15 protein-coding genes are annotated in these 24,500 nt (G+C 31.3%); 11 read left to right on the forward strand and 4 right to left on the reverse strand.

Features of this window, described 5'->3' with window-relative positions:
• The first annotated feature begins 88 nt into the window (after positions 1 to 88).
• Positions 89 to 1,261 carry a kelch repeat-containing protein gene (locus SLH52_RS10165; protein ID WP_320209167.1) on the forward strand — a complete coding sequence of 391 codons (1,173 nt, stop codon included), beginning with the start codon at positions 89 to 91 and terminating at the stop codon, positions 1,259 to 1,261.
• 821 nt (positions 1,262 to 2,082) lie between these two features.
• On the opposite strand, the gene SLH52_RS10170 is transcribed toward SLH52_RS10165, so the two are convergent.
• Positions 2,083 to 2,946: an MBL fold metallo-hydrolase gene (locus SLH52_RS10170; protein ID WP_320209168.1), complete on the reverse strand. Its 864-nt coding sequence runs from the start codon at positions 2,944 to 2,946 to the stop codon at positions 2,083 to 2,085.
• Between the two features lie 2,080 nt (positions 2,947 to 5,026).
• Here SLH52_RS10170 and SLH52_RS10175 point away from each other — a divergent pair.
• The 5 genes from SLH52_RS10175 to SLH52_RS10195 all read left to right on the forward strand — a co-directional run bounded on the left by SLH52_RS10175 (position 5,027) and on the right by SLH52_RS10195 (position 9,883).
• Positions 5,027 to 5,560, forward strand: coding sequence for a GNAT family N-acetyltransferase (locus SLH52_RS10175; RefSeq protein WP_320209169.1), 534 nt, complete (start codon positions 5,027 to 5,029; stop codon positions 5,558 to 5,560).
• A 522-nt stretch (positions 5,561 to 6,082) separates the two neighbouring features.
• Positions 6,083 to 6,634: a dihydrofolate reductase family protein gene (locus tag SLH52_RS10180; protein WP_320209170.1), complete on the forward strand. Its 552-nt coding sequence runs from the start codon at positions 6,083 to 6,085 to the stop codon at positions 6,632 to 6,634.
• A gap of 1,347 nt (positions 6,635 to 7,981) precedes the next feature.
• Positions 7,982 to 8,716: a hypothetical protein gene (locus tag SLH52_RS10185; RefSeq protein ID WP_320209171.1), complete on the forward strand. Its 735-nt coding sequence runs from the start codon at positions 7,982 to 7,984 to the stop codon at positions 8,714 to 8,716.
• Between the two features lie 499 nt (positions 8,717 to 9,215).
• Positions 9,216 to 9,380, forward strand: coding sequence for a hypothetical protein (locus SLH52_RS10190; protein WP_320209172.1), 165 nt, complete (start codon positions 9,216 to 9,218; stop codon positions 9,378 to 9,380).
• 59 nt (positions 9,381 to 9,439) lie between these two features.
• Entirely contained in the window at positions 9,440 to 9,883 is a 444-nt protein-coding gene (locus tag SLH52_RS10195; protein ID WP_320209173.1) for a hypothetical protein, read from the forward strand.
• 462 nt (positions 9,884 to 10,345) lie between these two features.
• Here the strand turns inward: SLH52_RS10195 and SLH52_RS10200 are convergent, their stop codons facing one another.
• Entirely contained in the window at positions 10,346 to 10,879 is a 534-nt protein-coding gene (locus SLH52_RS10200) for a nucleotidyltransferase domain-containing protein (protein ID WP_320209174.1), read from the reverse strand.
• A 441-nt stretch (positions 10,880 to 11,320) separates the two neighbouring features.
• Between SLH52_RS10200 and SLH52_RS10205 the strand changes: the two genes are divergently transcribed.
• Positions 11,321 to 12,595: a hypothetical protein gene (locus SLH52_RS10205; protein ID WP_320209175.1), complete on the forward strand. Its 1,275-nt coding sequence runs from the start codon at positions 11,321 to 11,323 to the stop codon at positions 12,593 to 12,595.
• A gap of 1,146 nt (positions 12,596 to 13,741) precedes the next feature.
• Here SLH52_RS10205 and SLH52_RS10210 read toward each other — a convergent pair.
• Entirely contained in the window at positions 13,742 to 14,380 is a 639-nt protein-coding gene (locus SLH52_RS10210) for a hypothetical protein (RefSeq protein ID WP_320209176.1), read from the reverse strand.
• Between the two features lie 1,808 nt (positions 14,381 to 16,188).
• Between SLH52_RS10210 and SLH52_RS10215 the strand changes: the two genes are divergently transcribed.
• From SLH52_RS10215 to SLH52_RS10230, 4 genes are all read left to right on the forward strand, one after another.
• Positions 16,189 to 17,070 carry an ABC transporter ATP-binding protein gene (locus SLH52_RS10215; protein WP_320209296.1) on the forward strand — a complete coding sequence of 294 codons (882 nt, stop codon included), beginning with the start codon at positions 16,189 to 16,191 and terminating at the stop codon, positions 17,068 to 17,070.
• On the forward strand, positions 17,067 to 18,284 hold the full coding sequence (locus SLH52_RS10220) for a hypothetical protein (protein ID WP_320209177.1): 1,218 nt from the start codon (positions 17,067 to 17,069) through the stop codon (positions 18,282 to 18,284). Before SLH52_RS10215 ends, SLH52_RS10220 begins: the two co-directional genes overlap by 4 nt.
• A gap of 419 nt (positions 18,285 to 18,703) precedes the next feature.
• Positions 18,704 to 19,234 carry a GNAT family N-acetyltransferase gene (locus SLH52_RS10225; protein WP_320209178.1) on the forward strand — a complete coding sequence of 177 codons (531 nt, stop codon included), beginning with the start codon at positions 18,704 to 18,706 and terminating at the stop codon, positions 19,232 to 19,234.
• Between the two features lie 747 nt (positions 19,235 to 19,981).
• Entirely contained in the window at positions 19,982 to 20,803 is an 822-nt protein-coding gene (locus tag SLH52_RS10230; protein WP_320209179.1) for an aminoglycoside phosphotransferase family protein, read from the forward strand.
• A gap of 473 nt (positions 20,804 to 21,276) precedes the next feature.
• On the opposite strand, the gene SLH52_RS10235 is transcribed toward SLH52_RS10230, so the two are convergent.
• Positions 21,277 to 24,312 carry an efflux RND transporter permease subunit gene (locus tag SLH52_RS10235; protein WP_320209180.1) on the reverse strand — a complete coding sequence of 1,012 codons (3,036 nt, stop codon included), beginning with the start codon at positions 24,310 to 24,312 and terminating at the stop codon, positions 21,277 to 21,279.
• Positions 24,313 to 24,500: the final 188 nt, after the last annotated feature.

A 24,500-nucleotide genomic window follows, 5' to 3' on the forward strand; every position in this document is an offset into this window, starting at 1 on the left:
AAATAAGTCTCTTAATCATACACCCACCTCATACTTTGGAGAAGTTCAAGTGATATAAAAATATATTATTCGAGAGGAATTTATTAACATGATATTAACTAAGAAACTATTTATGTCATTAATCATAGCAATAACAATGATGTTATCAGTATCATTGTTACCAGCCTTTGCTGAAGGTAGCTGGAACACAGCTTCTTCAATGCCTACTGAGCGCGTAAATTTAGGGGTTGAAATAGTAAATGGGAAAATATATGCAATTGGAGGTACGAATTCTAACGGGGATTTAGATACTGTTGAAGAATATGATCCGGAAACAAACACGTGGAAAATGAGAGCGAGTATGCCAACAAATAGATACGCATTTGAAGTTGCCACAGTAAATAGGAAAATATATGCAATTGGAGGCTTTAATAATGCTGGTGAACATTTAGATTCCCTTGAAGAATATGAACCGCAAACAAACACGTGGGAAACGAGAGCGAGTATGCCAACAAATAGATACGCATTTGAAGTTGCCACAGTAAATGAGAAGATATATGCAATTGGAGGCTTCAATTCTACCTTTGAATATAAAAACACTATTGAAGAATATGATCCCGAAACAGACATGTGGGAAACAAAAACGAGTATGCCAACAAATAGATACGCATTTGAAGTTGTAACAGTAAATGGAAAAATATATGCAATTGGAGGCTATCGATATAATAATATTATCGCGAAATTTTTAGATACTGTTGAAGAATATGATCCGGAAACAGACACGTGGAAAACAAAAACGAGTATGCCAACTAATAGATATGGATTAGAAGTTGTAACAGTAAATGGGAAAATATATGCAATTGGAGGGTACAATAATAGCGGAGAATATTTAGATACCGTTGAAGAATATGATCCAGAAACAAACACGTGGGAAACGAGAGTGAGTATGCCGACAAATAGATACGCATTTGAAGTTGTAACAGCAAATGGGAAAATATATGCAATTGGAGGCTTTAATAATGCTGGTGAACATTTAGATACTGTTGAAGAATATGATCCGGAAACAAATAATTGGGAACTGAGAGCGAGTATGCCAACAAATAGATACAAATTTGAAGTTGTAGCAGTAGGTGGGAAAATCTATACTATAGGCGGAATAAATGGTGTCATTTCGTACCTTAATTCAGTAGAAGTTTATACACCAGCTTATGAAATACCAGTCAGAACAAACCCCACTAAACTATTTTCAAATTCAGGAGATTCACTACTAACTCTTATATAGGGTGAAGTTAACAGGTGCTAAAAAACTATATTGTAACACGGTCCATAACATCGGCTGGCAAGTTAATTAAAGTAATTGAAAACAAATCTGTTATAAGTTGATTTTATTAAGGAAATAAAATTACAATAAAAACTACGCTAGAAGTTAGAATAACACTGCACTTAGACAATTCAAGAATTTATGAAAGATGGACTAAATTGATCTTAGGGTCTTTTTCATTTTAGGGCGTGCTATTATATTATGGAATTTCGAGATAGTTGTTAATAGGTTAAGTAAGTCAGGCTCACTTATAAACAAAGGGTGATTAAAATTAGAAATACATCAAAATTTTTAGGGGTAGTAGTAGGCTTCTCAAGTATAGCTTTATGGATCTATTATTATCCATATATAAAACTACAAGTTACTGAAGCGATAATGTGGACATTTATATTGTTTTTTTTACCTGCTAGTTTAGCAATTATAGCTTCTATAAAACTTAAAAGACATTTAATGTTAATCGCTTTTTTGTGGTCATTTTCAATCAGTTTGTATATTATTGGTACCCCAGGTGTTGCTTTATTTGGAATCGCCAGTATGATTTATTTAGTTTGCTTTCTTTGTATGATATTAGCCAAGTAGCTTCGTTTTTGGATGAATAGGTACTACGAAATATAGTTGTGTACGAGTTTATTTTTTAGTATGAAAAACTACAATCTATGTGAAAAAGCTAGAAACAAAATGTAACAGGCTTTGAATCAGAAAACTTACAGAACAAGGGGTTTTAAATATAAATAGAAAGCTGCTAAGGGGCAAAGACAACTCCTTAGCAGTTATAGACAAAATTAGTGATGTGCTTTTTCTTTCATTGCTTTAAGCCCATTTACAAAACCGCCAATAAAAAACGATTCAGCCTCAGAAGGTGGTCTATTATATGTAGCCGTAAATTTTCTTTTTGCTTCTTCAACGGAAGTACCCTTTTCTACTATATTACCAGTGGATTTTAACTGATGCCAAAACCCTCTCATCTCTTTTTTATCGCAAATACTTTCATGCGAACAAAAATAGTATTCGATATCATTTTTCTCTATTTTATCTATCATTGGAAATAGTTTTTCTTTAGTAAAAACATAATCACCGTTATGTTTTCCATTATAAACACAGTCCCCTAAGAAAATTACTTTTTCCTCAGGAATATAAATAACTGTTGATTCCAGAGTATGATCTCCTCCAACATCGTTTATGATGCAATGAAGTCCACCTAAATCTATTTCCATGCTTCCTTTGTATGTTATATCCAAGTCTCCTAAAAGAAAGCTATCCCTTTCTGGAATTTCTTTCTTTATACACCTAATCTCAAATTCATTGAAGATACCATTCTGAAGATATTTATCTAAAGAAGCATTATCCCACTTCATATTTTTCATTTCTTCCAGTTTTATTTTCGTATATTCATGACCTATAGTTGTTAAATTCATCTCCTTTATGCCGAATACGTGATCGAAATGCCAGTGGGTGATTACTAAATATTTGATTGGTGGAATATCTAAAGATTTTACTTCGGCTAAAAACTCTTTAGCATGTTGTGGAGAATTTCCTGAGTCAACAATTAAACTGTATTTGTCACCGCATATAAGTCCTAATATAGGTCTGTCTGTGTCATTATTATGAGGCATGTAATAAATTCTCTCTGTTAGTTTTTTAAGCATATTCTCTCCCCTTTTTTATAATAAAGTTCCAAGTATATAATTTGAAATACTATGCATTATATTTTAATATAATCAATTAATACCATACTTACAAATAAGTAATCATATTTGCTCCAAATGGATACTTAGCTTAATAGATATTATATAAAAAGAACACTGACAACATTATGTCAGCGTTCTATCAAAAAAATAAATGTACATTGATGTTTAATGTGAGTTTATATAAGTTTTACTGGTATTGTGTCTTGAATGGAGCTACTTAAATTAAAAACACTAGTGATAATATGTTTCGTATCTTTTATAATACAGCTAGGTTAATTTTCAACAGTATTAGCTTTTGTGATTATTCATTTTACGCAATGAAATATCGAGTGACTATTTTGTATACATAAGGAAATAAGATTGCTGGATAAGGAACTAATCAATATTATTGAATTTGCCCTTATCACTATTGATGAAGATACTTGGGAACTAATATGTTTGGAAGAAAATATAGCCACTGATAAAACTATAAGTTAGATCGTAATAATCTCTTTTATCGCAGTTAACACTATAAAAAGATATCTTCACTTATTATCAATATATTTATATGAACATATGAAAAGAATAGCATTTTAAAGAATACTACATTCTAATCTTCCTAAATCATCTCTCAAGCCAAAATCACACTTTTTAGTATTTTGGTATGATAATAGTAACCAAATTTCCCCTTTATGCGCTTATATATAGCATGTTTTTCCTAGTAAAACGGTACTTTTTGGTAGCGTTTTACTACTATTTTAAGGCTAAAGTGGACGAGGTGTGAGAAGGGAGAGGAATTACAATAAAGAATATTAAACAGTACGATAAAATTTCTGGTGAACTTTTAAAAATGCTAGGATATGTAGATGAAACTTTAAATAACAGAGGTAACAAATCAATCGACGAAATAAGAAAAGCAGAGTATCTTTTAAATAGAATCCAACAAGATTTATCAATAATGCAATTAGCTCTTAATAGAAGAAAAAAAATCACTAACCAAGGTAGAATTGCCAAATGAGGTGACAAAATTGAGTAACAATATTAAAAAGCCTGAGCTAAAAGGTTGGCTTTTTTGGGTCATAGCTTTAACACTTGTAGTTGTGATTACTGGATCATTAAAATAGGTAAAACCCTATAGAAGAAAGAGATCAGGGTTTTACTTATTTTTATTTACTTGCCCAAATCTCAAAATCATCTCTTATAGTCATTTTCAACTTCCATCAAATGAGTATATGCACTAGTCTTCTTCCAACCCTCCAAGTCGGATTACAAAGAACTAGAAGTAGCTAAGATTTATGCTAACATCATTTTCTCAGTTTTACGTTAACCGAAAGAGCACATCATTTCTATTCGCATCAACCCATTTAAAAGCATATTCAACTCCTACTAAACTCCTTAAGATGCTGCCATTTTCTTGTTTTCTATGTTTGCCTTCAAATAGTTTTGATAATGGAGAAATGAAATATTAAATTTGCTCGCTGTTTTGATAATACACATAACAACAACCTTAAATAACATTTCAGTAATAGATACAAAAATAATAGTTATTACTTATAAAATTCAACTAGAAGCTAATACCATCTGATAGATATAAATTAGCATATATAACTTATCGAAATGTAAATACACTAACAGTAATGGATTCAAAAACGCGTTCTGTAATTGCAACAGTCCTAGAGAGAACAATCAACACTTTACACCAAATGGGATAGTAGCGTATATTGGAAATTGTACAGAGGGTCTGATCCAACCGTTCCTGTTGGAGATAACCCGATAGTTATACCATTTACAGCACTGTGAGGGTTCCTTTTAGGAAGCATTTTAAGCTGAAGTATTAATAATTTGTACATATGTAAGCAATATACTAAGGGCTTTTATTGTCATCTTGTTAATAAAAATACTTAAAAACTTATAATTCATTTATTGAGCTTAAAAGATGAATAACCTTAGTAAAAAACATTAATAGTTATAGCATATTGACTAATGGAATTCATTAGGAGAGTTTTTATTAAAACTGGAGAAATTCTGAAAAAAACTAAAAGAAAGGTACTAAATTAACATGTCAAAAATAAGCAACTTTGAATTTACATCACTGGAAACTAAAAACTTATATTTAAAATTATTAACGTTAGATGACGCTGCAGATGTTTATAAACATTTCAGAGACGAAAATATTACAAGATATTTGGATATTGAACCATGCAAGGATATAAAAGAAGCTAAGGAAATAATTCAATTTCATATAGATGATTTTGGATGTCGATGGGGTATATATAAGAAGAGTAATAATGAGTTCGTAGGAACATGTGGGTTTCACTATTTAAGGCAGTCTCATAATGTATTAAATGCTGAAATTGGATTTGATTTATCAAGTAATTATTGGGGAAAAGGGATAATGTTTGAGGTGTTGCAGCAAATAATTAAATATGGATTTGAATATATGAAGTTAGATGTGATCGATGCTACAGTAGAACAACAGAATGAAAGATCTCAACGATTGATGAAAAAATTAGGCTTTATAAAAGCACCAAAATTACAAGATAATCTAATCTACTTTTTTCTGAACAAGGAAGACATACTTATCACAAAATAATGCCAAAGATAGAAAAATAGTCGTTAAACTTGGGAGCGATGAATAGCCAATTTAATGGTGGCTTTCACATTGTTTGTTGTTTTTCGTTATATGAAGTACACGTACATAAAGTGAGTCCATGGCATCATTTCTTCTTACACTTTTTATAGTATTTGTATTTATATGATAACAGTAGCAACATAGTTTACGAAAAGAGTCTGAAATATTTAAAACACAATAACTAAAGAGAAGGCTTTTTGTGCTGATGGCCAAGCAAAATTGTTTCGAAATGACGCATATCTGAAATGAGGATATGCGCTATTTTTATAGCTATATAATTAAATAACAGTATAGCTTCAACTGATAATAGTTAAAAGAATTGTTATTAAGAGCAAAGTTGTTGAATAAGATTTTTTAGAAGACCGTAAAAAGTGTTCTAAGTAGTTTGACATTGGGGCTTTCAAGAAACCACATGAACTGAAAACTTTAGTGAGTATGGCCGTTGATCTAGAAGAAAATTTATACTTTTGGAGGTATGACAAAATGGCTGAAGTAATTTATCATGTTGCAGTGTCATTAGATAACTTTATTGCTGATCAAGGGATGTTAACGGGGAATCTTGAGGAAACTCTCTTTTTATTTGAAGGAGATCATGTCCCTGATTTTCTAACAGATATTCAACAATTTGATTCATTATTGATGGGTGGAAAAACATATGAATTTGGATTTAAATTTGGTCATAAACCGGGTGAACCTAGCTATAAGGGCATAAAACATTACATTTTTTCAAGCTCTTTGCAGTTTGAATCCAATGAGGAAGTAGAACTTATCAAAGGAAATTCTATTGACTTTATCAAGGATCTCAAGCAGCAAGAGAACTGCAAAATCTGGCTATGTGGTGGCGGAGAATTAGCAGGATCATTGATTAAACATAAACTCATTGATCAATTAGTACTAAAGATAAATCCTATTATAGTCGGTGAAGGAATTTCATTGTTCGGTAACATTAAGCCATGTTTTAAATTAGAATTGGTGGATATGAAACAGTATTCTAATGGAATTATTAAACCTACTTACAATATTATTTATACTTGATAAACGATTTTAAAACTATGACGCAGTGAAGCTATTGCTGTAGCCATGTGCTTAAAATGGAACTAATATGAACTAATAAGTAATAAAATCTAGCAAGTATATTATATTCAAAATCGTAGGTGAACAATTCCTGCGATTTTTTTTTGAACAGCGCTTAGTAGCTTGCACGGTAATGTCGTTTTAAGTGAAGATGGAGAACCGAGTAATATGGGAGTTGTTGCTATTAATTTCACTTCAAACGGCATTGTACAGCAAATAACATTAGATTTATCAACTAGAAACATTAACAAGAAATTTCATTTCTAAATGTAACGAAGATAGATGTGATGGTAATGAGTGGTGAAAAATTTGGTTGTAAGTATAAATTGTGAGGGAATGACAGAGCCATGTAGTTAAATCTGCGCGGCATAACCAGTACTTTGAACAAATGAACAGTGTCATTTATAAAGAGAGATGAAAAAAGTACATACTATTGACAATGGGAAAAAAGTCATGCCAAAGAAGTGGAGTGACTAGACTCAATTATTAACTAATAGAAGGACATAAATTTATTCACAATATATAACTTTACTTAAGAAAGACCTACAAATGGATAGGGCTAAAAAGTCTTAATTGTTAAAATGCACGACTAGCTACATGTCCTTGAAAATTCAAAGAGTCTGTAACTCGTATAGTTTGAATCTCGCTTAACTCCGATAAAGGAAACCATTTATGCTCAGAGCTGAGCATAATCTTAGCATTCTGTAGAATAGAACAACGGAATATTGCAGCCTGGGTATTTATTATACTATGGTAATAAACTCTTGTTAATACAGCATCTTCAACATCTACTCCAAGTTCTTCGCTACATTCACGAAATGACGCGTTTCTCCGGGTTCAACACTCCCGCCTGGTAAGCTCCACCCTTTATTCCCCTATGTCGCTTTAATAGGAGAACATTACCTTCCGAATTAAATATTATTGCGTGAGAACCAAATCTAAAAGTATCATTGAAAGCCACGTTTTCCCCCCTTCGTAAGTCTTTGTTAGATTTTTACTATTTATCTATTCTTCAGAAATACTGTATAATCCTTTGTTTTTAAATAACCAAATAAAATGAATTTTGTTGTAGGCTGATTCTCAATAAAGCTAATTTTTCTAACTTCAGTGTCTTTACTTTCGGTGAGTGGGAATTTTTTTGTTTGAGGGCATTCTACTAACGCTACTTAAAACTAATAATTTATAAAATATAAGCTTAAGTGACTAAATTGTTATTTTACAGTCACTAGAAAGTCATTTTAGCTAAGTATATTTAAGGTGTAGCAAATATTTAGATGCATTCCAGCATCAAGAAAGGAAGTTTTTTAAATGAAAAATACCAAGAAATTTATCGCAACTGCGTCATTATCAGCATTATTACTAGGAGGAGGGCTCACAGCACTTAACAGTGATGTATTCGCTGCTTATGAGAAATCAAATTCTAAGCTAGTTGAAGTATTATCGCAAGAATCGATAACAAAAGCAAAAAACATTACAGAGATCGATAATATTCAATATGAAGATTTTAAGTTTGGTGAATTTTACGGTGGTTTTAGTATTCATTATAATGAAAATGGGACGACCAAAGTAACAAGCTTCACTGGGGAATCCGTATTAGTAGATAATGAAATTTTTAATAAATACTCAAATGAAGTGATTTTGGAACAGTTATTTGAAATTGAGAATCCTGATGTTACTGCTGAAGTCATACAAGAGCTTAAGAGAAAAGAAGCTTCAATCATTCGAATGGATCCATGGGCGATGTTGTATAATGAAATAGAAAGCAAGAAGATTGATACTGAAGGAAAGACATTTGGACAATTGTACGATGAGAGTGATTTGAAAAAATTCGAGGCTCCTGAAAAATTCTTGTCCTATGCTAATTTTTATGGCATAGAGGTAGAAGGTAAAACGACGGAAGAAATTAAGGATGAGGTGCTTAATATAAATGCTTCCTTAAAACTTATGGAGGAATCAAGAGATTTGCTTTACGATCCAAATTGGTTAGTGGAGGCAGAAAAATGGTGGGTTGAAATCTATGGAGTTCAGCCAACAGATCAGTAAGATGGCCATAGAAATAACAGGGCACATACCAACTTATTATGTAATATAAATGAGCAACGAGGTGAGACCTTCATTAAGGTATCACCTTTTGTTATGTATGATAATATATAAATTATGCAAAGTAGGCAGTAAATAATGAGTAAACAACACTGGAATTTATGTTTATGTTTATGTCTCTTAGTCAATGTTTAACCTGTTAAAATCTAAATTGAAATTTTGATAGTAAGGTTAAATTGTACTATTGTAATAACACAGTGCTTAAGTGTTAAAAGACTATAAGTTTGATAAATTTGTTAGAAATCATCCTATCGTAACAGGGCTGAACATTTTGTTGAGTAGCTCTTTTTCAAAATACTTATTACCACTATAATATATGCCCATTTTTGCAACTTTTACATGCCCTTATGCGTATTACATATATAATAAGCTATTTCATTAACAAATGACGGATCAGTATTGTATTGTAACATTAGACGAAAACAGGGTAGGAGTTGAAATGATGCCTTTATGGTTATTTGCCACAAGTATATTTGGCGGGTTACTTTGTTTAGGTTTTATTATTGATTATAGGGTTAAGAAAAAGAATATAAGAATGGAACCAGAAGAGGGAATAAAAAATGCTTCGAATTCTCAGCAAATATATACTGAACAATACCTTGCATAAGTAAGAAAAAATACAGGAGACGATAATTTACATTAACGATTAAAAAGAGGGGAATAAATTTGAAAAAGATAAGTATGACATTAATAATGATGTTAGTAGTATTAACATCCTGTTCTAAAGAAGAAATTATAACATATGAATACACATTTAGAGGCGAAGGGGAATATTGGAAAGCTACATTTATTACAGCTGGTACACAAATTTGGGGAGATGAAAAGGGACAGCTTACGTATGATCATGAAGATAATGAAGAGTTTATGTTGGAGTATATTGGAGAAACTAATGAGATTTCACAAATAAAGACCCTAGAGTATAGCTATAAAACATCTTCGGGAGGACATAATAGTAGAAGAACGTTTACTGAGCCACCAACTGAGAAAATCTTTACTTCATCTAGCTCTTCAAAAGGTGGTGCAAAAGTTCAGGAGAATGAAATAATACAAGTTAATGTAAAATGGGATCAGTTTGAAGAAGAATTTGAACTAATTAATGAAAATAATTAACCTTTTTTACGATAATAAAAATATAATAGAAATTTTCGTGAACATCTAGAAAATACGTAAATCCTTGAGAAAAGTGAAATATGATTTTTAGTATTATTAGCATTATACTAAGAATTATGGGTTTTGGGTGCAATGCATATAGACCGACTAGTTCTATTTTTATAATAAGTACGTATCTCTTTATTCTAAATGATAGGATAATAACTTACAGTATTAACTTTTATTACTAATTGAAGAAAATAAGAAAAGCTGTGCCATAGAAATAAGATAACTTTAGGATCCACAGGGATTCTTGTGGTTGTTGAAGGACTGGAGCCAACCCTATTTGTTATTGAATACGCCAGCTAAATTTTACACTGTCATGATAATCACCCCCACTCGATAATGGAGTGGGGAATTTCTTAGCGAAAGTAAAGATAACCGAATGTTCTTGTATATTCCCCTGTAGTTGCACTTTTTAGCTTAACTTTTACTTATTATTTTGTGCAAAATTTTTTTGCTTTCTTCGTCCTTTAATCTAGGCGTGCGACCTATTCGTGTGTAAACTTCTTTTTCTTCTAAGAGTTGTCTGGGATTAAGAACTTTTGCAGATATTCCATGCAACATAAACCTTTGGGATGACAAAGAGTCTGCTCGCCATACCCATTCAGGTAATTCGTTCATAATAAGTTTTCTATTTTCGGAATGAGTTATGTAACTAAATGTAACCTCTACACTATCCTTCTTGAAATCAGACTGCCTATTACGAAACTCTTGTCTAACTGGAGTTTGTTCATAGCCTGCTTTTTTAAGTTCATTTTCTAATCTTTCTCGATCGTGTATCCAAGTTACTATATCAATATCATCATGAGGTCTAGTAACCTTTCCGAGAAGAAAATCAATTGCCCATCCCCCACGTAGCCAAAATTCTATTTTAAGTGTCTCAGAAATTGAACTGATATCACTTAATACTGTTAATTGGGATTCAGTTTGTTTATTGAAAAATTCTTTAGTCATGTGAAACCTCCATTTTTCAACTCTCCTACTTAATTACGTTTATTTGAGGAAATAATATTTACGTTACTTGGTTAATTCAATAATATAAGAATAACATAGTGGGGACTTGATGAATGCTATTACTATTGGTTACTCATGCTAAAAATTGGTTTCTTCTTAGATAAACGCCACAAAAATGTTTCTAAAAATGATGTACATAAAAAATGTCATTTTACTGAAGAGACCAAAGAGGCTTCATATTTACACAGCACATTGATCAATTTGTTGTGTAAATAAATGTATAGTTGACATGCATTCAACACAAAATATATTTACTACGATCGTTACAATCCTTTTTTATATAATGATTTACATTCGTTTTCTTCCTTTAGTTCAAAGCACTCATATACGGGTGCTTTTTATTCTTTGATGAGATTCCTAATTAACATGGAGGTATAGCACATGGAAAAAATTATAGCATTTGTTGCAGCTTTAGTTTTTTTTCCAACTCTTACATATTCAGAAGAAAACATACTAGCTCAAGAAAAGTCTAATAATATTATAAAGGTTGAGAGTATTATTGAATCAGTAAATTCAATTACTATAAATTGGGATGACGCTGAACATGTTAATAATATTTACAGAGATGGGGAGAGATTACATACTGGAAGTGATAATAAAATTATTGATACTGACTTAAAACCTGGATATATATATACATATATAATAGAAGCTTTAGATACCAAAGGAAAAATATTGGATGTTGTAAAAATACAAACTTCTACAGAAGCGACTGATAAAAATATAGATGATTCATTGGGAGATATGGTTGTAACAACAATCGGAAAAAATTCATATGTCACTATTGATTGGGATGATATTGAATACATCACAAGCTATGAAATATTTAGAAATGATGAACATCTTACTACAGTAATGAAAAGTGAATTTACAGATCATAAAATTACCTTAGATGAAGAATATACATATAAAATTGTTGGCACAAGAAAAGTCAAAAAAGATAAAAGAGATAAAATAGACAAAGATATAAATAACGATAGGCTTCAGAACGAACAAAAAGAAGAATTGTATATAGAAGAATTTGAAATAAGTAAATATGTTGGTGCTATGAGAAATCACATAGTTGGAGAAAGTGAAGATGTCATGGTTCAAGACTTGACTAAGCGATGGGAAATAAGATATACGACGTTCCTTAAAGATGAATGGGTTAAGAATCCAAACGGGCTTTCAAAATACAAATGGTTTTCTGGTGATAATAGGGGGTATAATGCTACTAGTTTAAGTTACAGAACAAGAACATATGTAAATATTTGTTTTTGTTCAGCGTCTGAATCAGTAATGTTAGATAGAGATGTTGGTACAACTCATGGGTACGATGCTAATAAAAAACTGCTTAATAGTGATACAGCATCTGAAGATGGAATAGTATTAATTAATGTTGATCTAGATTCAGCTAAAATAAAATTTGATGTAGATCACGCTGTTGGTAATCCTTTAGTTGCTTCTCTTGATATAAACTATGAATTAGAGGGTGAATTTTATAGTAATGGAAACTACAAACTTTCTGGAGAACATGACCAAGCTCCTCATCATGAAGTATATTTAAAAGGGAGAAACAGCTCTTCTTGGGAAACAGTGTACAAAGCAGCGAGTAAAGGTATTGAATGGCTTGCTCCACCATTTGCTAATAAAAAATGGACAAAGTCAAACTTTTAATAATTTTTATAACCTTATCTTTATGAATATTGGTATCAAGCTGTTTTGTATTGATTTATTGCTGTTTTATTAAAATATAAACACGTATAAATTAAGCAAGTCATTCCTACTTTAGCTAGGGGGCTTTAATATAGCCTTGTCCTTTTATGGTAACAATTGCAACTAAGCAGACGAAAAGAGCTTCGTTTTATGTACATTAATAAGGAGTTTAACATGAAACAACCTCTTTCGAAAATTCTAATGGAGGGATGAGTATGTTACATAAAACCTTAGTATCATTTATTTCTGCGATTGTAATAAGTTTAATTCTAGCAATCTATAGTTATACTCCACAATTAGAAAGGTTTTCAAATTCAAGTTACACTTCTTTTTCAGGTTTAGTGAGTCTTTACCTGATTTTCGTAACTCCGTTGTTGATAGTCATTGGAGTTCCAGTATCTATCTTTATTGAAAAAATGAATGAAATAAAATTAATTAGGTCTACAGTAGATAATTACCTTTATAATATGGGGCTATATACGTTAGCCGGGGGTTTAGTTGGGAATATAATCTTTTTATTTATTTCAGTTATCTACATTGTAAACTATGTGCCATTAATTTTCTTCTGCGTTGTTTCATCAATTGTCTTTTATCACATCTCTTTGTTTATACGTAAATTACATAGTCCAAAATACTAATTAGTATTGCTTTTTTCTATCTTCAACTATAGTTTAATAAATACCGATGTCTATATAGTTTTAAAACTCTCAGAATATATATGTCTATATTTTGCATTATTCTCTACGATTAATAAGTTAGTTTAATCATGTAAAAACCTTATTTTCCTGTTGAATATAGAGTTTAAAGCAAATAATAACGCTCCAAAGCCAAACCTATAAATAGAATTTTCCAATTTCCACATGATAGATCTTCAATGAATATTTTACGATTATAAAACTAGTATGCTATTTAACTCTTGGGTGTAGTTAATGTACAGTGAAGGCTTGATCTATTTGAAATGGGGATATAAATATGTCTGTGTAGTAGAAGCGTTTGTAAGTTGTGGAAAGCTAGGAGAAGAAGGGAGTTAACATCAGAATTTTAATTATGTCGAGCCGATTAAAAGAGATCGAGAAAAGGAAAACTCGATCTCTAGTTAACATTTAATTATTTCGAGTCATATTGAAACCCTAGTATTTGATAGGTGAAGCTGAAGTCTTCTACAGCTCGAAGGTCATCAAATTCCATCATCCATGAGCCGTTACTAGTATGCTTCATGTGTTCATCATATTGTTGACCATTTATTGTATAGTGAATGATTACATAATCAGAAATAAACTCTTGATTTAACCATATAGCTCCAGCATTCGGGTTAGATCTACTCCAACGAATATCTTCATATCCGTAATCAGTATAATCATCAGCAATAATTGATTCTATATTAGATAATGCCAATTCATTGCCATATTCATCTACTGCTGTCACATAATAATATTTAGTTTCATTAGCATAAATGCCATCCGAGTCAATGAAATCAGTTGCTGACGAAACTTCTGCGAGGAGTGTGCCATCATCACCTGGTTTGAACTCCGAGTTAGCACTTGAATATACATTGTAGTGATCTATATCTAACGTCTTACTTTCCCAGCTTAGTACGATTTCTGATGGTTCTTCTTTTAAAGAGGTTGATAAGTCAATATGAATTTCTCGAGTTGTTGATTCTGCGAAGGAGTGGTGTATTACAAGGTTAGAAATTAAAAAAATAACTGTTGCTAACATACTTGTTTTCATAATACTAGCTTTCAACATTAGCCCTCCTAAAGTTTTTAAATTACAACCGTAATTGAAGTTGTTATATTTTACCTTAGGTTATTTTGGAATAATTGTAAAATTTAATAAATCACAATATTTTTCCGATGAAACGTTTACATTACTTATTTGCTCAATCGTTCTATTATTATCTTAGAATTGCATTTTAATTGTAACTATATAGGGCTAGATAAGATCTCAGAATGTTTTAGTAGTCGAAGGGAGCATGAGCAAATGCTTGACTCTTGGGAGTAAGTGGGTGCGACGTGAGGTAATTCTATAACATAAAGAGTGGTACTACAGAGTTAGCTATTATTAGTGTATTTTGATTCTTCACATAGCAACACTAGGTTGATGATGAACAGTTTTAGAACTGGACTTGATATTAATCCATACATTTTATAAAACTATCCATTTAAGTAGATCATTTATAAAAAGTAACAATAGTGTGGTCTATTTCTATTTCATACAGATTATTATATGAGCCTCTTTTTGTGTTAAAAAATCCACAGTTAGATCAATCCTTTTTAAAAGTAAAGGATTTAGTATAAGTAATGAGCTCCTATCATGACAAATGTCCTTCTAGTTAGTTATTTCTTTAAATAAATATATTTATATCTAATGTTAAAATAGGGAGTATTCAACAGAATTTAGTATGGTAATCTCTTAAAATCGCTTCAGAAGCTGAAATCACAATAATCATTATTTTGGTACAATGATATCAGGAATTCAATTCCTAGAGTTGGATCTCATATACATCTCTTTTTGGAAAACGCTCTTGGCGAATAGCGTTTTCCTTTTTTTTTTGATACATAAGAATGAGGTAGCTCCATTAATCATCTCTCAAGCCAACATCATACTTCCTATTATTTTCTCATAAGCATCCAAATTGCTCTGTTATTTTTTAAGATATGAAATCTTTCATAAGAAGGACACCTCTTTCTTGTAGCCTTTTTTAATTCCTTCGAGACAGTGTTGGTAATACGATTGGCAATGAAAAGTAACGCCACTCCTTTTATGAGGGAAGGAAAATCGAAAGAATTATAATATTTATCAATTATGTAGCTAGTTCTTAATAAAAGAAATATGACTAACACGAAAACCACAAATTTTCTCAAGTCATTTTAATAGATAAAACCCTGTACATAGAAACAAACAGTGAATAAAGATTTAATATATAACACCTTATTAAACTTCAACGCTATTTTTTTACGTACTTTAGTTCAGGCTTAACGGAACAAATAATCTTGCTCAGTTAAGCTTTTTTGTGATGGTGTGCTTTATTACTACCTTGATGATGTTACAAGCGAACTCCAGTTCCTTCTTTTGTTTTTTCTTCATATAGTCATCCGTCTCGTCTCCTATTTTAACAATTATTGAAAAACGTTATCAGTTATTTCATGTCAATTAATTTTATTGCATCCTAAATGACTAAATCATTATAAGTGCAACGAGAATGCAAATGAATAAGTTTAGCTAACAAATTGTATAACCATATTAACTTATATGACTAAATTGTCATTTTAGAGTCACTGGAAAGTCATTTTAGATAAGTATATTTAAGCTGTACCACAAATTAAGAGTGATTTTGTAAAGGGACTAAATATAGCAAAGGTGAAAGGGTGGTTGAGACGATTACAAAAGATGTGAGGAAATATGGAGTCCAAAAATCAACAACATTTTGATTAAATACGATATTGATTCTTGCATGAGTTATAGATATATATTAGCCTACCATTTTTTATATACATGCTATTTTTATAATAAATTCTTTGTTTAATAAACAAATTGAAAAAATAAAAGAGGTGGTTTTGTTGAATTTAACAATTGAAAATGTGACGAAACAGTTTGGAGATAAACTGGCAGTAAATGATGTATCATTCGAATTAACAGCAGGTGTTTACGGATTTTTAGGTGCAAATGGTGCAGGTAAAACGACATTAATGAGGATGCTTGTAACATTGATTAATCCAACTTCTGGGCGTATTTTATTTGATGGAAAAGATGTTGAAGTGTTGGGTGATGAGTATCGAGATAATCTCGGTTATTTACCACAAGACATTGGCTTATATAAAAACTTCTCCGCTGAAAAATATTTAATGTATATCTCAGCAATTAAAGGAATTGAACAACAAGCTGCAAAGAAAAAAATTGATGAATTGTTAGAGGTTGTAAACTTATCTGAACATAAGAAGAGAAAAGTCGGGAAGTTTTCTGGCGGGATGAAGCAAAGGCTAGGAATTGCCCAAGCATTATTAAATGATCCAAAGGTGTTAGTCGTTGATGAACCAACGGCTGGACTCGATCCGAAGGAACGTATTAGATTTCGTAATCTATTGTCTTCTATTTCAAAAGAGCGAATCGTTCTTTTATCTACACACATCGTTTCAGATATTGAATTTATCGCTAAAGAAATTATAGTGTTTAAAGCTGGTCAGCTCATTCAAAAGGATAAGCCTGAAGAACTGCTAGAGAACATAAGAGGATTTATTTGGACGGTTAATGTATCAGAGCATGAAGTAATAGGTTTTCAAAATAAGTATAAGGTGAGCAATATAATTAGTAATCAAAATAAAGTAGCCCTTAGAATTATTTCTGAAAGCAAGCCTGATGACAGAGCCATTGAAGCATCACCAAACTTAGAGGATCTATATCTATACTATTTTGATCAGGAGGTCGCACAATGAAGCAATTAGTGAAATTAGAACTATTTAAAATATTTAGGCAAAAGAGTGTATGGTTCGCACTGTTACTTGTAACAGCTCTTCTAACTGCTAGAATCGTAATAAGCGAAGTTATTATCCCTTTTCCAGCGCAAGGGTATCAAGTAGCTGACCTCAAAGGTGAGATGGAACCTGTTTTAGAAAAATGGGAGGGAGAGTTAACGGAAGAAAAAGTTAAGAAGGCTCAAGATGTAAGGAGATCTATATATGAAAAATATGAAAAAGTATGGAATGGTAATCCAGAAATATGGGATGATGAAAAAATAGATCCAATGAACGAGCTAGGTTTATATCCTGGAGAAGCTGCTGAGTTCTTTATAGTAGATCAAATAGCTGGTACTAAAAGGTTTGTTGATGATATTGAGGACAATAGCAATGGACTAGATAGGCCCTTGAAATCTGTAGACGAGAATGATGCGTCTTATAAAAATGCCTCACTTGAAAAGAAAATGATAGATAAGTTGAATGTTGGTATTTTTGAGTATGCTGACGGAGCCAGAAGTACTATTTCGACTTTTAAACTGTTCCTTCCTATTATGTTAGGTATCACCATTTTAATAGGCTTATCATCTATTTTTGTGAATGAAAGCTCTACAAGAATGGATCAGCTCATTTATAGTTCAAGATATGGGCGCCGAACTGGTGTTACAGCAAAAATATTAGCTTCTATAATTTATGTATCGATCGTAACGGTAGGCTTGTCTACACTTAGCATATTATTAAATACGTATATGTATGGTATTAATGGTTGGGATTTACCTATACAGTTGCTTGGAACTTTCTTCTCCGAAGGGTATGCTTTATCACCTTATCATCTAACTGGATTAAGTTACATCATTATACACTTGGTTGTAATGTTTCTAGTAGCATTGATTTTTATGGCTTTCGTACTAATCGTGTCAGCTTTGTCTAAAAATACACTAGTTTCATTCATCATTAGCGCGACAATCTTTTCGTTACCAGTCGCTCCGTTAAATATAGAATTATGGAAGCTTGTGCAGCAGTATAGCTTTATAAACTTTCTTTCGGTTCCAGAATTCACAAGTGAGTTTCATGCGTATAATTTATTTGGTGTACCAGTTCTAGATCCGTATGTACATTATTCAACCATTGTGCTACTAGGTGTTGCTCTTATCCTAGCTATATACAAAGCGATTAAAAAGAAACAGGTCTTATAATAATGCAAGAAAAAAATGATTCGAAAAATTACAATGAATTAAATCTATATCTCTATTAACAATGAATAAAGTATAATAATAGGTTTGATATATAAACTGACCTATTAATTCGAAACAATTGAAACCTTACGCTACCTGCTCTCAATAAAAAAAGGGGAGGTAGTTTTATTTTTCTAAAGTCGAATTTTATTATTTATGAGATGAAACCTTCAACATCACTACATTTATTAATACTAATAACAATAAACTATATGTAAATAAGTTTTAAAAAATATTATAACCTTGTTCTGCAGTATTATTAAGATATAGTTTTATGAAAAAATGAAGTGTCTGAATATTAAAAACAAAAATTTTGAATGTCTTATTTTAAATTTGATATAATTGATACTACAATAGTGTATAGAAATAGAGGTGTGCTAGTGAAAACTAATTTCATCAAGTTAACAGAACCTAATAATAGTCTAGTAGAAGTGTTGAATCGGTGGGAAAACGATCCTACTTTAGTTCCATTGACTCGCCCTAATCAAAACAAGTCAGAATTAGAATGCCAGAAAAGTATATCAGTAGAAAACTTAATTCAACGGTTAGAACACGAACATATCTACCTGATATATCAGGATGATCTTCTAATCGGCGAAATGAACTACATGGTCGATCCGGGCCACCTGTACAAAAAAGAGTCAGGAACTGCTTGGATAGGGATTACAATAGGTGAATCCGAAGGGCGTGGTAAAGGGATTGGTTTTAAAGCGATAAGGTTTTTAGAGGATAAAATTAGAGAGGAAGGCCTTAGACGTATTGAATTAGGAGTATTTGAATTTAATAATCAGGCACTGAAGTTGTATCAGAAGCTTGGCTACAATGAAATCGGTCGTATTAAAGATTTTACCTATTTTCAAGGAAAAATGTGGAATGATATCCGCATGGAAAAATGGATAAATCAATTTTAACTAATACTTCAGTATGCGTCGCAATGTGGTTGGAATTTTTTGTAAGGTATGTTAAAGAAGGCTAGTAGAAAAGTAGAACAAAGTAAATACATACTTGCTGCAGGAGTAATAGCACATATTTATATGGATATATATCTATCGAATGAAATTGTCGGTAAAAATAGAAACTATGGCAATTCAATTTAAATTGAATATGTCCAACAACCAATATTTTATTTTGGAAATCATTTTATAAACAGGTGCTATCTTGGATTAACACATTTTTGATTAACGTGATTATGATATTTCACAGATAGTGAAGAAGCTCACTCATAAAATGATATAACTATTTTTTGACCCCGTTTCATAATATAACGGGGTTATATGAATTTAGCAGGTGAGAAATAAATGCTATGTTATTTGTATTCTTTTTACCAATAATGCACATTGTGATTACTGCAAACTTTAAAGAGGAAACTATATATTTAATAGAGAATTAATGTTAGGTGGATTTCAATGTTGCAAAGGGATAGATAAATAATTTTACGATAATTATTATCGTTTATTTTATGATTCTTTATTGGGTATATATAGGAAAAAACTAGAAATTGGGTGATTTTTCAAATTTAATCTATTCTTAGGTATTTTATAATTACTAACCAGTTAACAAAAAAACAGTAATATTTTATTGTAACGATTGTAGAAAATCAACCAAATTAGGAAAGTCAGTAGTAAACAAATTTTAGAAATGATAATGAGGTAGATTGGATGTTTAAAGGCAAACTTATTGGACAAGGAAACACTGCTGATATATATTCTCTAGGAGACAACCAAGTTATAAAGCTGTTTAAGGACGATATTCCGCTTGAAATGATTGAACGAGAGTTTACAATGAGTCGTATTATACAAACTACAAAGTTATCTATTCCAAAAGTATTTAAAATTATTCAAATCGACAATCTTTATGGAATTGTGTATGAATATATAGAAGGTCCTTCATTACTTGATCAAGTCTTATCCAATCCTTCATTGGTTAAAGAAGCTGCCAAAACTATTAGCGATCTACATGTTGACATACATAAAACAATAATTTCTGAAGAAGCTCCCTCTCAAAAGTTGATATATGCGCGAAATATTCAACAATCAAACATATTGTCAAATATAATGAAAGATCAAATAATAAATTATTTACACACACTTCCTGATGATAATTTCCTTTGCCATGGTGACTTTCATCCTGGCAATGTCCTCACTTCATCAAATGGACTAGTAATTATTGATTGGATGACTGCTATGAGAGGAAATCAGGCAGCTGATGCAGCTCGCACTATATTAATTCTTAAATTTGGGATTATACCAGACAGTATACCCAATAGAATTAGAGAAAGTTTTAACAGTATGCGGTGTACATTATTAGACGAATACATAAATCGTTATCTTCACAAGTCAAATATGACAATAGAGCAAGTTGAACAGTGGTTTCTTCCAGTTGCAGCAGCTCGATTAGTAGAAAGGCTTCCTATGGAGGAGAAAAATGCATTATTAGAATATATTAATAACCTACTTAATAGTAGCTATCTGATGAAATGAGGAAGGTAAGGACTTAGACTTAGGGGTATTAATAAACAACAACTAATTTAAATAGTAGTGTTTATATAAAGAAGAGTGCTATGAACAGAGAGGCATTATATAATGGCACCTTCCTCGAAGAGCGTTTTTCTTCATTGAAAGGGCCATATGGTGGCATAATCCCTTGTAGCGAACGCAAATAATATATAAAGGAAAGTCAAGATGTAAAGTGTGATTGAAGCAGCTAAAGAAAATGAATTAAATCAATGTTTTGTTATTTATTAGCCTTTTAAATTGTCGTAGATAAATCAAATTCATGTCAGCATTAAGGTGGAGATTACGGTCATTTAGGTAATCTGGTTAAATACCAATGCGATGCTTGCAGTGTTAGCGAAGGACTAACACACAAAAGTTGGCTCTTTCCCTGTTTATGATTTAGAGGTAGGGGGTAAAATGCCCCCTACCTTGACAAATCTTATTGTTGTTTGTAACGCTTACAAATAATTGTTTTCCCTAGTTTTATTCATCGTAAGCTTATTACGTTTAAGTTTCTTGGTTAAATGCTCGACTATATATAGCAAAATCGGTATTATAATTAATGTTATCAAAGTTGAAAAGAGTAGGCCGAATGAAATAACAGTCGCTAAAGGAGATTGAAAATTACTACCTATACCACTGTCGAAAACTAATGGAAGCATACCACCTATTGTTGTAAATGTCGTCATTAAGATAGGACGAAGTCTTTGGCTACCAGATAATGCTACACTGTCTTTTAAGCTCATATTTCCTTCTTTACGAATTTGAATAAATTGATCAATTAACAATATAGCGTTATTTACCACAATTCCAATTAAAATAATAACCCCAATAGATGATAATGCATTTAACTCATTGCCTGTTACGGCAAGACCAATAATTACTCCAATTAATGTAAATGGAATAATGGACATGACCAGAATAGGTTTAGCCAAGCTATTAAACTGAAGAGCCATTACCCCGTAGACAAGAAATAAGGAAAGAACTAAGACAAAGATTAATTCATAATATGTTGTAGCTTGATCTTTCAATTTTCCGGACAATTGTACAGTGTAACCATTTGGTAAATCAAGATCATCAATCATCGTTTCCACATCATCTAGAATAGATCCCATGTCTCTATCAGTGACATTTCCAAAAATTTTGATTAGGCGTTCTCCTTCATAATGTTGAATTTCAATAGGGGATGTGACTCTTGAAACTTGAGCTACATTCTTTAATTGAATTGACCCACCTTGAACATTAATCGGTAAATTTTCGATACTAGATATATCTTTAAAATCTTCTTGATTTTTGAGACGAATTTTAAATTCCTCATTCGATGACGTCCAACTTCCAATTGGTATATTTACTAAGGATTGTTGCAATTGTAAATTAACTTCTTGTTCTGTAATGTTATGTTTATTTAGTAATGATTTATTGTAAATGACTTCATGGTCATTGGATTGTCTTTGTAAATCAGAATTAACACTTGTAATTCCATCGATTTTTTTCAGTGAGTCTATTACGTTTTTTGAGATATTTTCTATTTCTTTATAGTCACTTCCTGTTACTAGCAGTGAAATAGGTGAACTTCCATTACTATTTACACCACTTACAAATGTAATATATTCACGTTCAACTAGTGGATCCATTATTCCTTGAATTTCATTATTTATTTCTTTTTGAGTTCGTTTAGATTCTTCTATTGGTGTCATGTTTACTAGTAACCACAAAAGGTCAGGTGCAACTTCCACTAATGAATAGTTTACTATTTCATTCACGTTATTTAATTCGTTTTGAATATAATTCTGTACTGATTCCTTATCTTTGAACTCTGTGCCTGTCTCAAATAATATGGTAGCCTCTGCTTGTCTATGATGTATATCCGGCATTAATCCAAAAGGTATTGTCGGTAGTAGAGCAATAGAACTACCAAACAAAATAATAAATGCAATTAAAGCTGATGCAATTCTTCTCTTTTTCAGTAATATCCAGTGCATTGTTTTTGTGTAAGTAATATGAAACCATTTAGATCTAATATTATCTTTCACAACGACATTCTTGATAAAAATATTTGCTAGGGAAGGTATTGCTAAAAATGCAATTACTACAGAACTTAAGATAGATACAATCATAACCATAGCCAATACTTTTATATAAGTACCTATTTCATCATTTAACATAAATGTTGGTAAAAAGACGATAAGTGTTGTTGACATTGAAGCAATAATTGGACTTACCACATCACGTGTTCCTTTAATAACTGCCTTTATTGGTGCAAGACCATCTTGATACTTTTTATAGATAGACTCTAACAGAACAATTGTAGAGTCAACCATCATACCAATGGAAAGACCTAAACCGATTAAAGTTAACAAATTAAAAGAAAAGCCAAAGAAATACATTGTGGAAATTGTTAATAGGACACTAAAGATAATGGATGTTCCAGCAATTAAAGTTGCTCTTATATTTCGTAAGAATACAAGAAGTATAATTAAGGAAAGAAATCCTCCAAGTAAAATGTTCTGCTGAACACCGTTTAATGCCATATTCATAAAATTAGCATTAGACGTGAGGATATTTAATTCAAACCCATTAATTGTTCCTTCATCTTTAAGTGCTTTAATTTCTTTTTCAACAGCATTTGTCAGGTCTATTTCGGAATATTCATCATGGCGACCGACTCTTATCATTAAATAATTGTTATTCCCTGTTTTTGAAGTAATAGTGGGATTCCCACTTGACTGAATATATACATTGCTTACTTCATCTAATGTTACGTTACCATTTTGAGTTGGCAGTAAAATTGATTTTAAATTGGTTATACTCGATTGAGCCGGTTCCCAGCGTATAGTTATATTATCAGAATCAGTAGCTATCTTTCCTATGTTTTGTCCTTCTAAATAGTTTGTAATTGTTCCTTGAAGCTGTTGTAATGAGATATTGTGTTCTTTAAGCTTTTCATGATCAAAAGAAATAATCATCTCTTTATCTACCATGCCAGTTACTTTCATTGCTTTTACCTCTGGTAGTGTCATGAAGCGAGGTTCTAATGTTTGTTTTACAAAATTTGATAGCTCTTCTTTATCTTTACCGTATATATCTATCCATAAATCATATTGATATACAGTAGAATCTTGTCTAGATCTAACAATAATATTATCTAAAGTTGACTGAGTATCATTAGCTAACCTTTCGATTTTTGGGTAAATTTGATCTCCTTTTCCCTCTTCCATTTCAATATTGATTTGTGCTTGGTTATCTCTTGTTGTAGATGAGAAAGATAAGATTCCATCAATACCATCTAATTCAGCTTCAACTCGGTTTGTAACTTCTTTTTCAAGTTCAACTGAATTTAGATTTTCACCATAAATATCGATAGTAGCACTGCTAAAATTAATGACTGGCAATAACTCAAGTTTCATTTTTGGGAATGTAAATAGTCCAAGAGAAATAATAAGAATTAAACTTACTGAGACGAGTATTTTTTGTTTTAATATCCAATTTATCATTATATATACCTACCTTTTTTTAAAATATATCGTTATACGATGGTATAACTTAAAAATTAAAGCTCCAAAAAGAGCACGGTTTATTAATGTAAATATAAATTTGTAGCAGCTATATAGCTAATATTAGTTTAATAAAATATATCGTTATACGATGGTATAACTTAAAAATTAAAGCTCTAAAAAGAGCA

Origin of the sequence: Cytobacillus sp. IB215665, from assembly GCF_033963835.1 — a bacterium.
In the GTDB taxonomy this organism is placed as follows: domain Bacteria; phylum Bacillota; class Bacilli; order Bacillales; family SM2101; genus Nanhaiella.

Excerpts from the sequence above, each read along its gene's own strand:
- SLH52_RS10190 (WP_320209172.1), top strand. The coding sequence starts at position 9,216 with ATGCCTTTATGGTTATTTGCCACAAGTATATTTGGCGGGTTACTTTGT.
- SLH52_RS10180 (WP_320209170.1), top strand. The coding sequence starts at position 6,083 with ATGGCTGAAGTAATTTATCATGTTGCAGTGTCATTAGATAACTTTATT.
- SLH52_RS10185 (WP_320209171.1), top strand. The coding sequence starts at position 7,982 with ATGAAAAATACCAAGAAATTTATCGCAACTGCGTCATTATCAGCATTA.
- SLH52_RS10170 (WP_320209168.1), bottom strand. The coding sequence starts at position 2,946 with ATGCTTAAAAAACTAACAGAGAGAATTTATTACATGCCTCATAATAAT.
- SLH52_RS10235 (WP_320209180.1), bottom strand. The coding sequence starts at position 24,312 with ATGATAAATTGGATATTAAAACAAAAAATACTCGTCTCAGTAAGTTTA.
- SLH52_RS10200 (WP_320209174.1), bottom strand. The coding sequence starts at position 10,879 with ATGACTAAAGAATTTTTCAATAAACAAACTGAATCCCAATTAACAGTA.
- SLH52_RS10175 (WP_320209169.1), top strand. The coding sequence starts at position 5,027 with ATGTCAAAAATAAGCAACTTTGAATTTACATCACTGGAAACTAAAAAC.
- SLH52_RS10220 (WP_320209177.1), top strand. The coding sequence starts at position 17,067 with ATGAAGCAATTAGTGAAATTAGAACTATTTAAAATATTTAGGCAAAAG.
- SLH52_RS10230 (WP_320209179.1), top strand. The coding sequence starts at position 19,982 with ATGTTTAAAGGCAAACTTATTGGACAAGGAAACACTGCTGATATATAT.
- SLH52_RS10165 (WP_320209167.1), top strand. The coding sequence starts at position 89 with ATGATATTAACTAAGAAACTATTTATGTCATTAATCATAGCAATAACA.
- SLH52_RS10205 (WP_320209175.1), top strand. The coding sequence starts at position 11,321 with ATGGAAAAAATTATAGCATTTGTTGCAGCTTTAGTTTTTTTTCCAACT.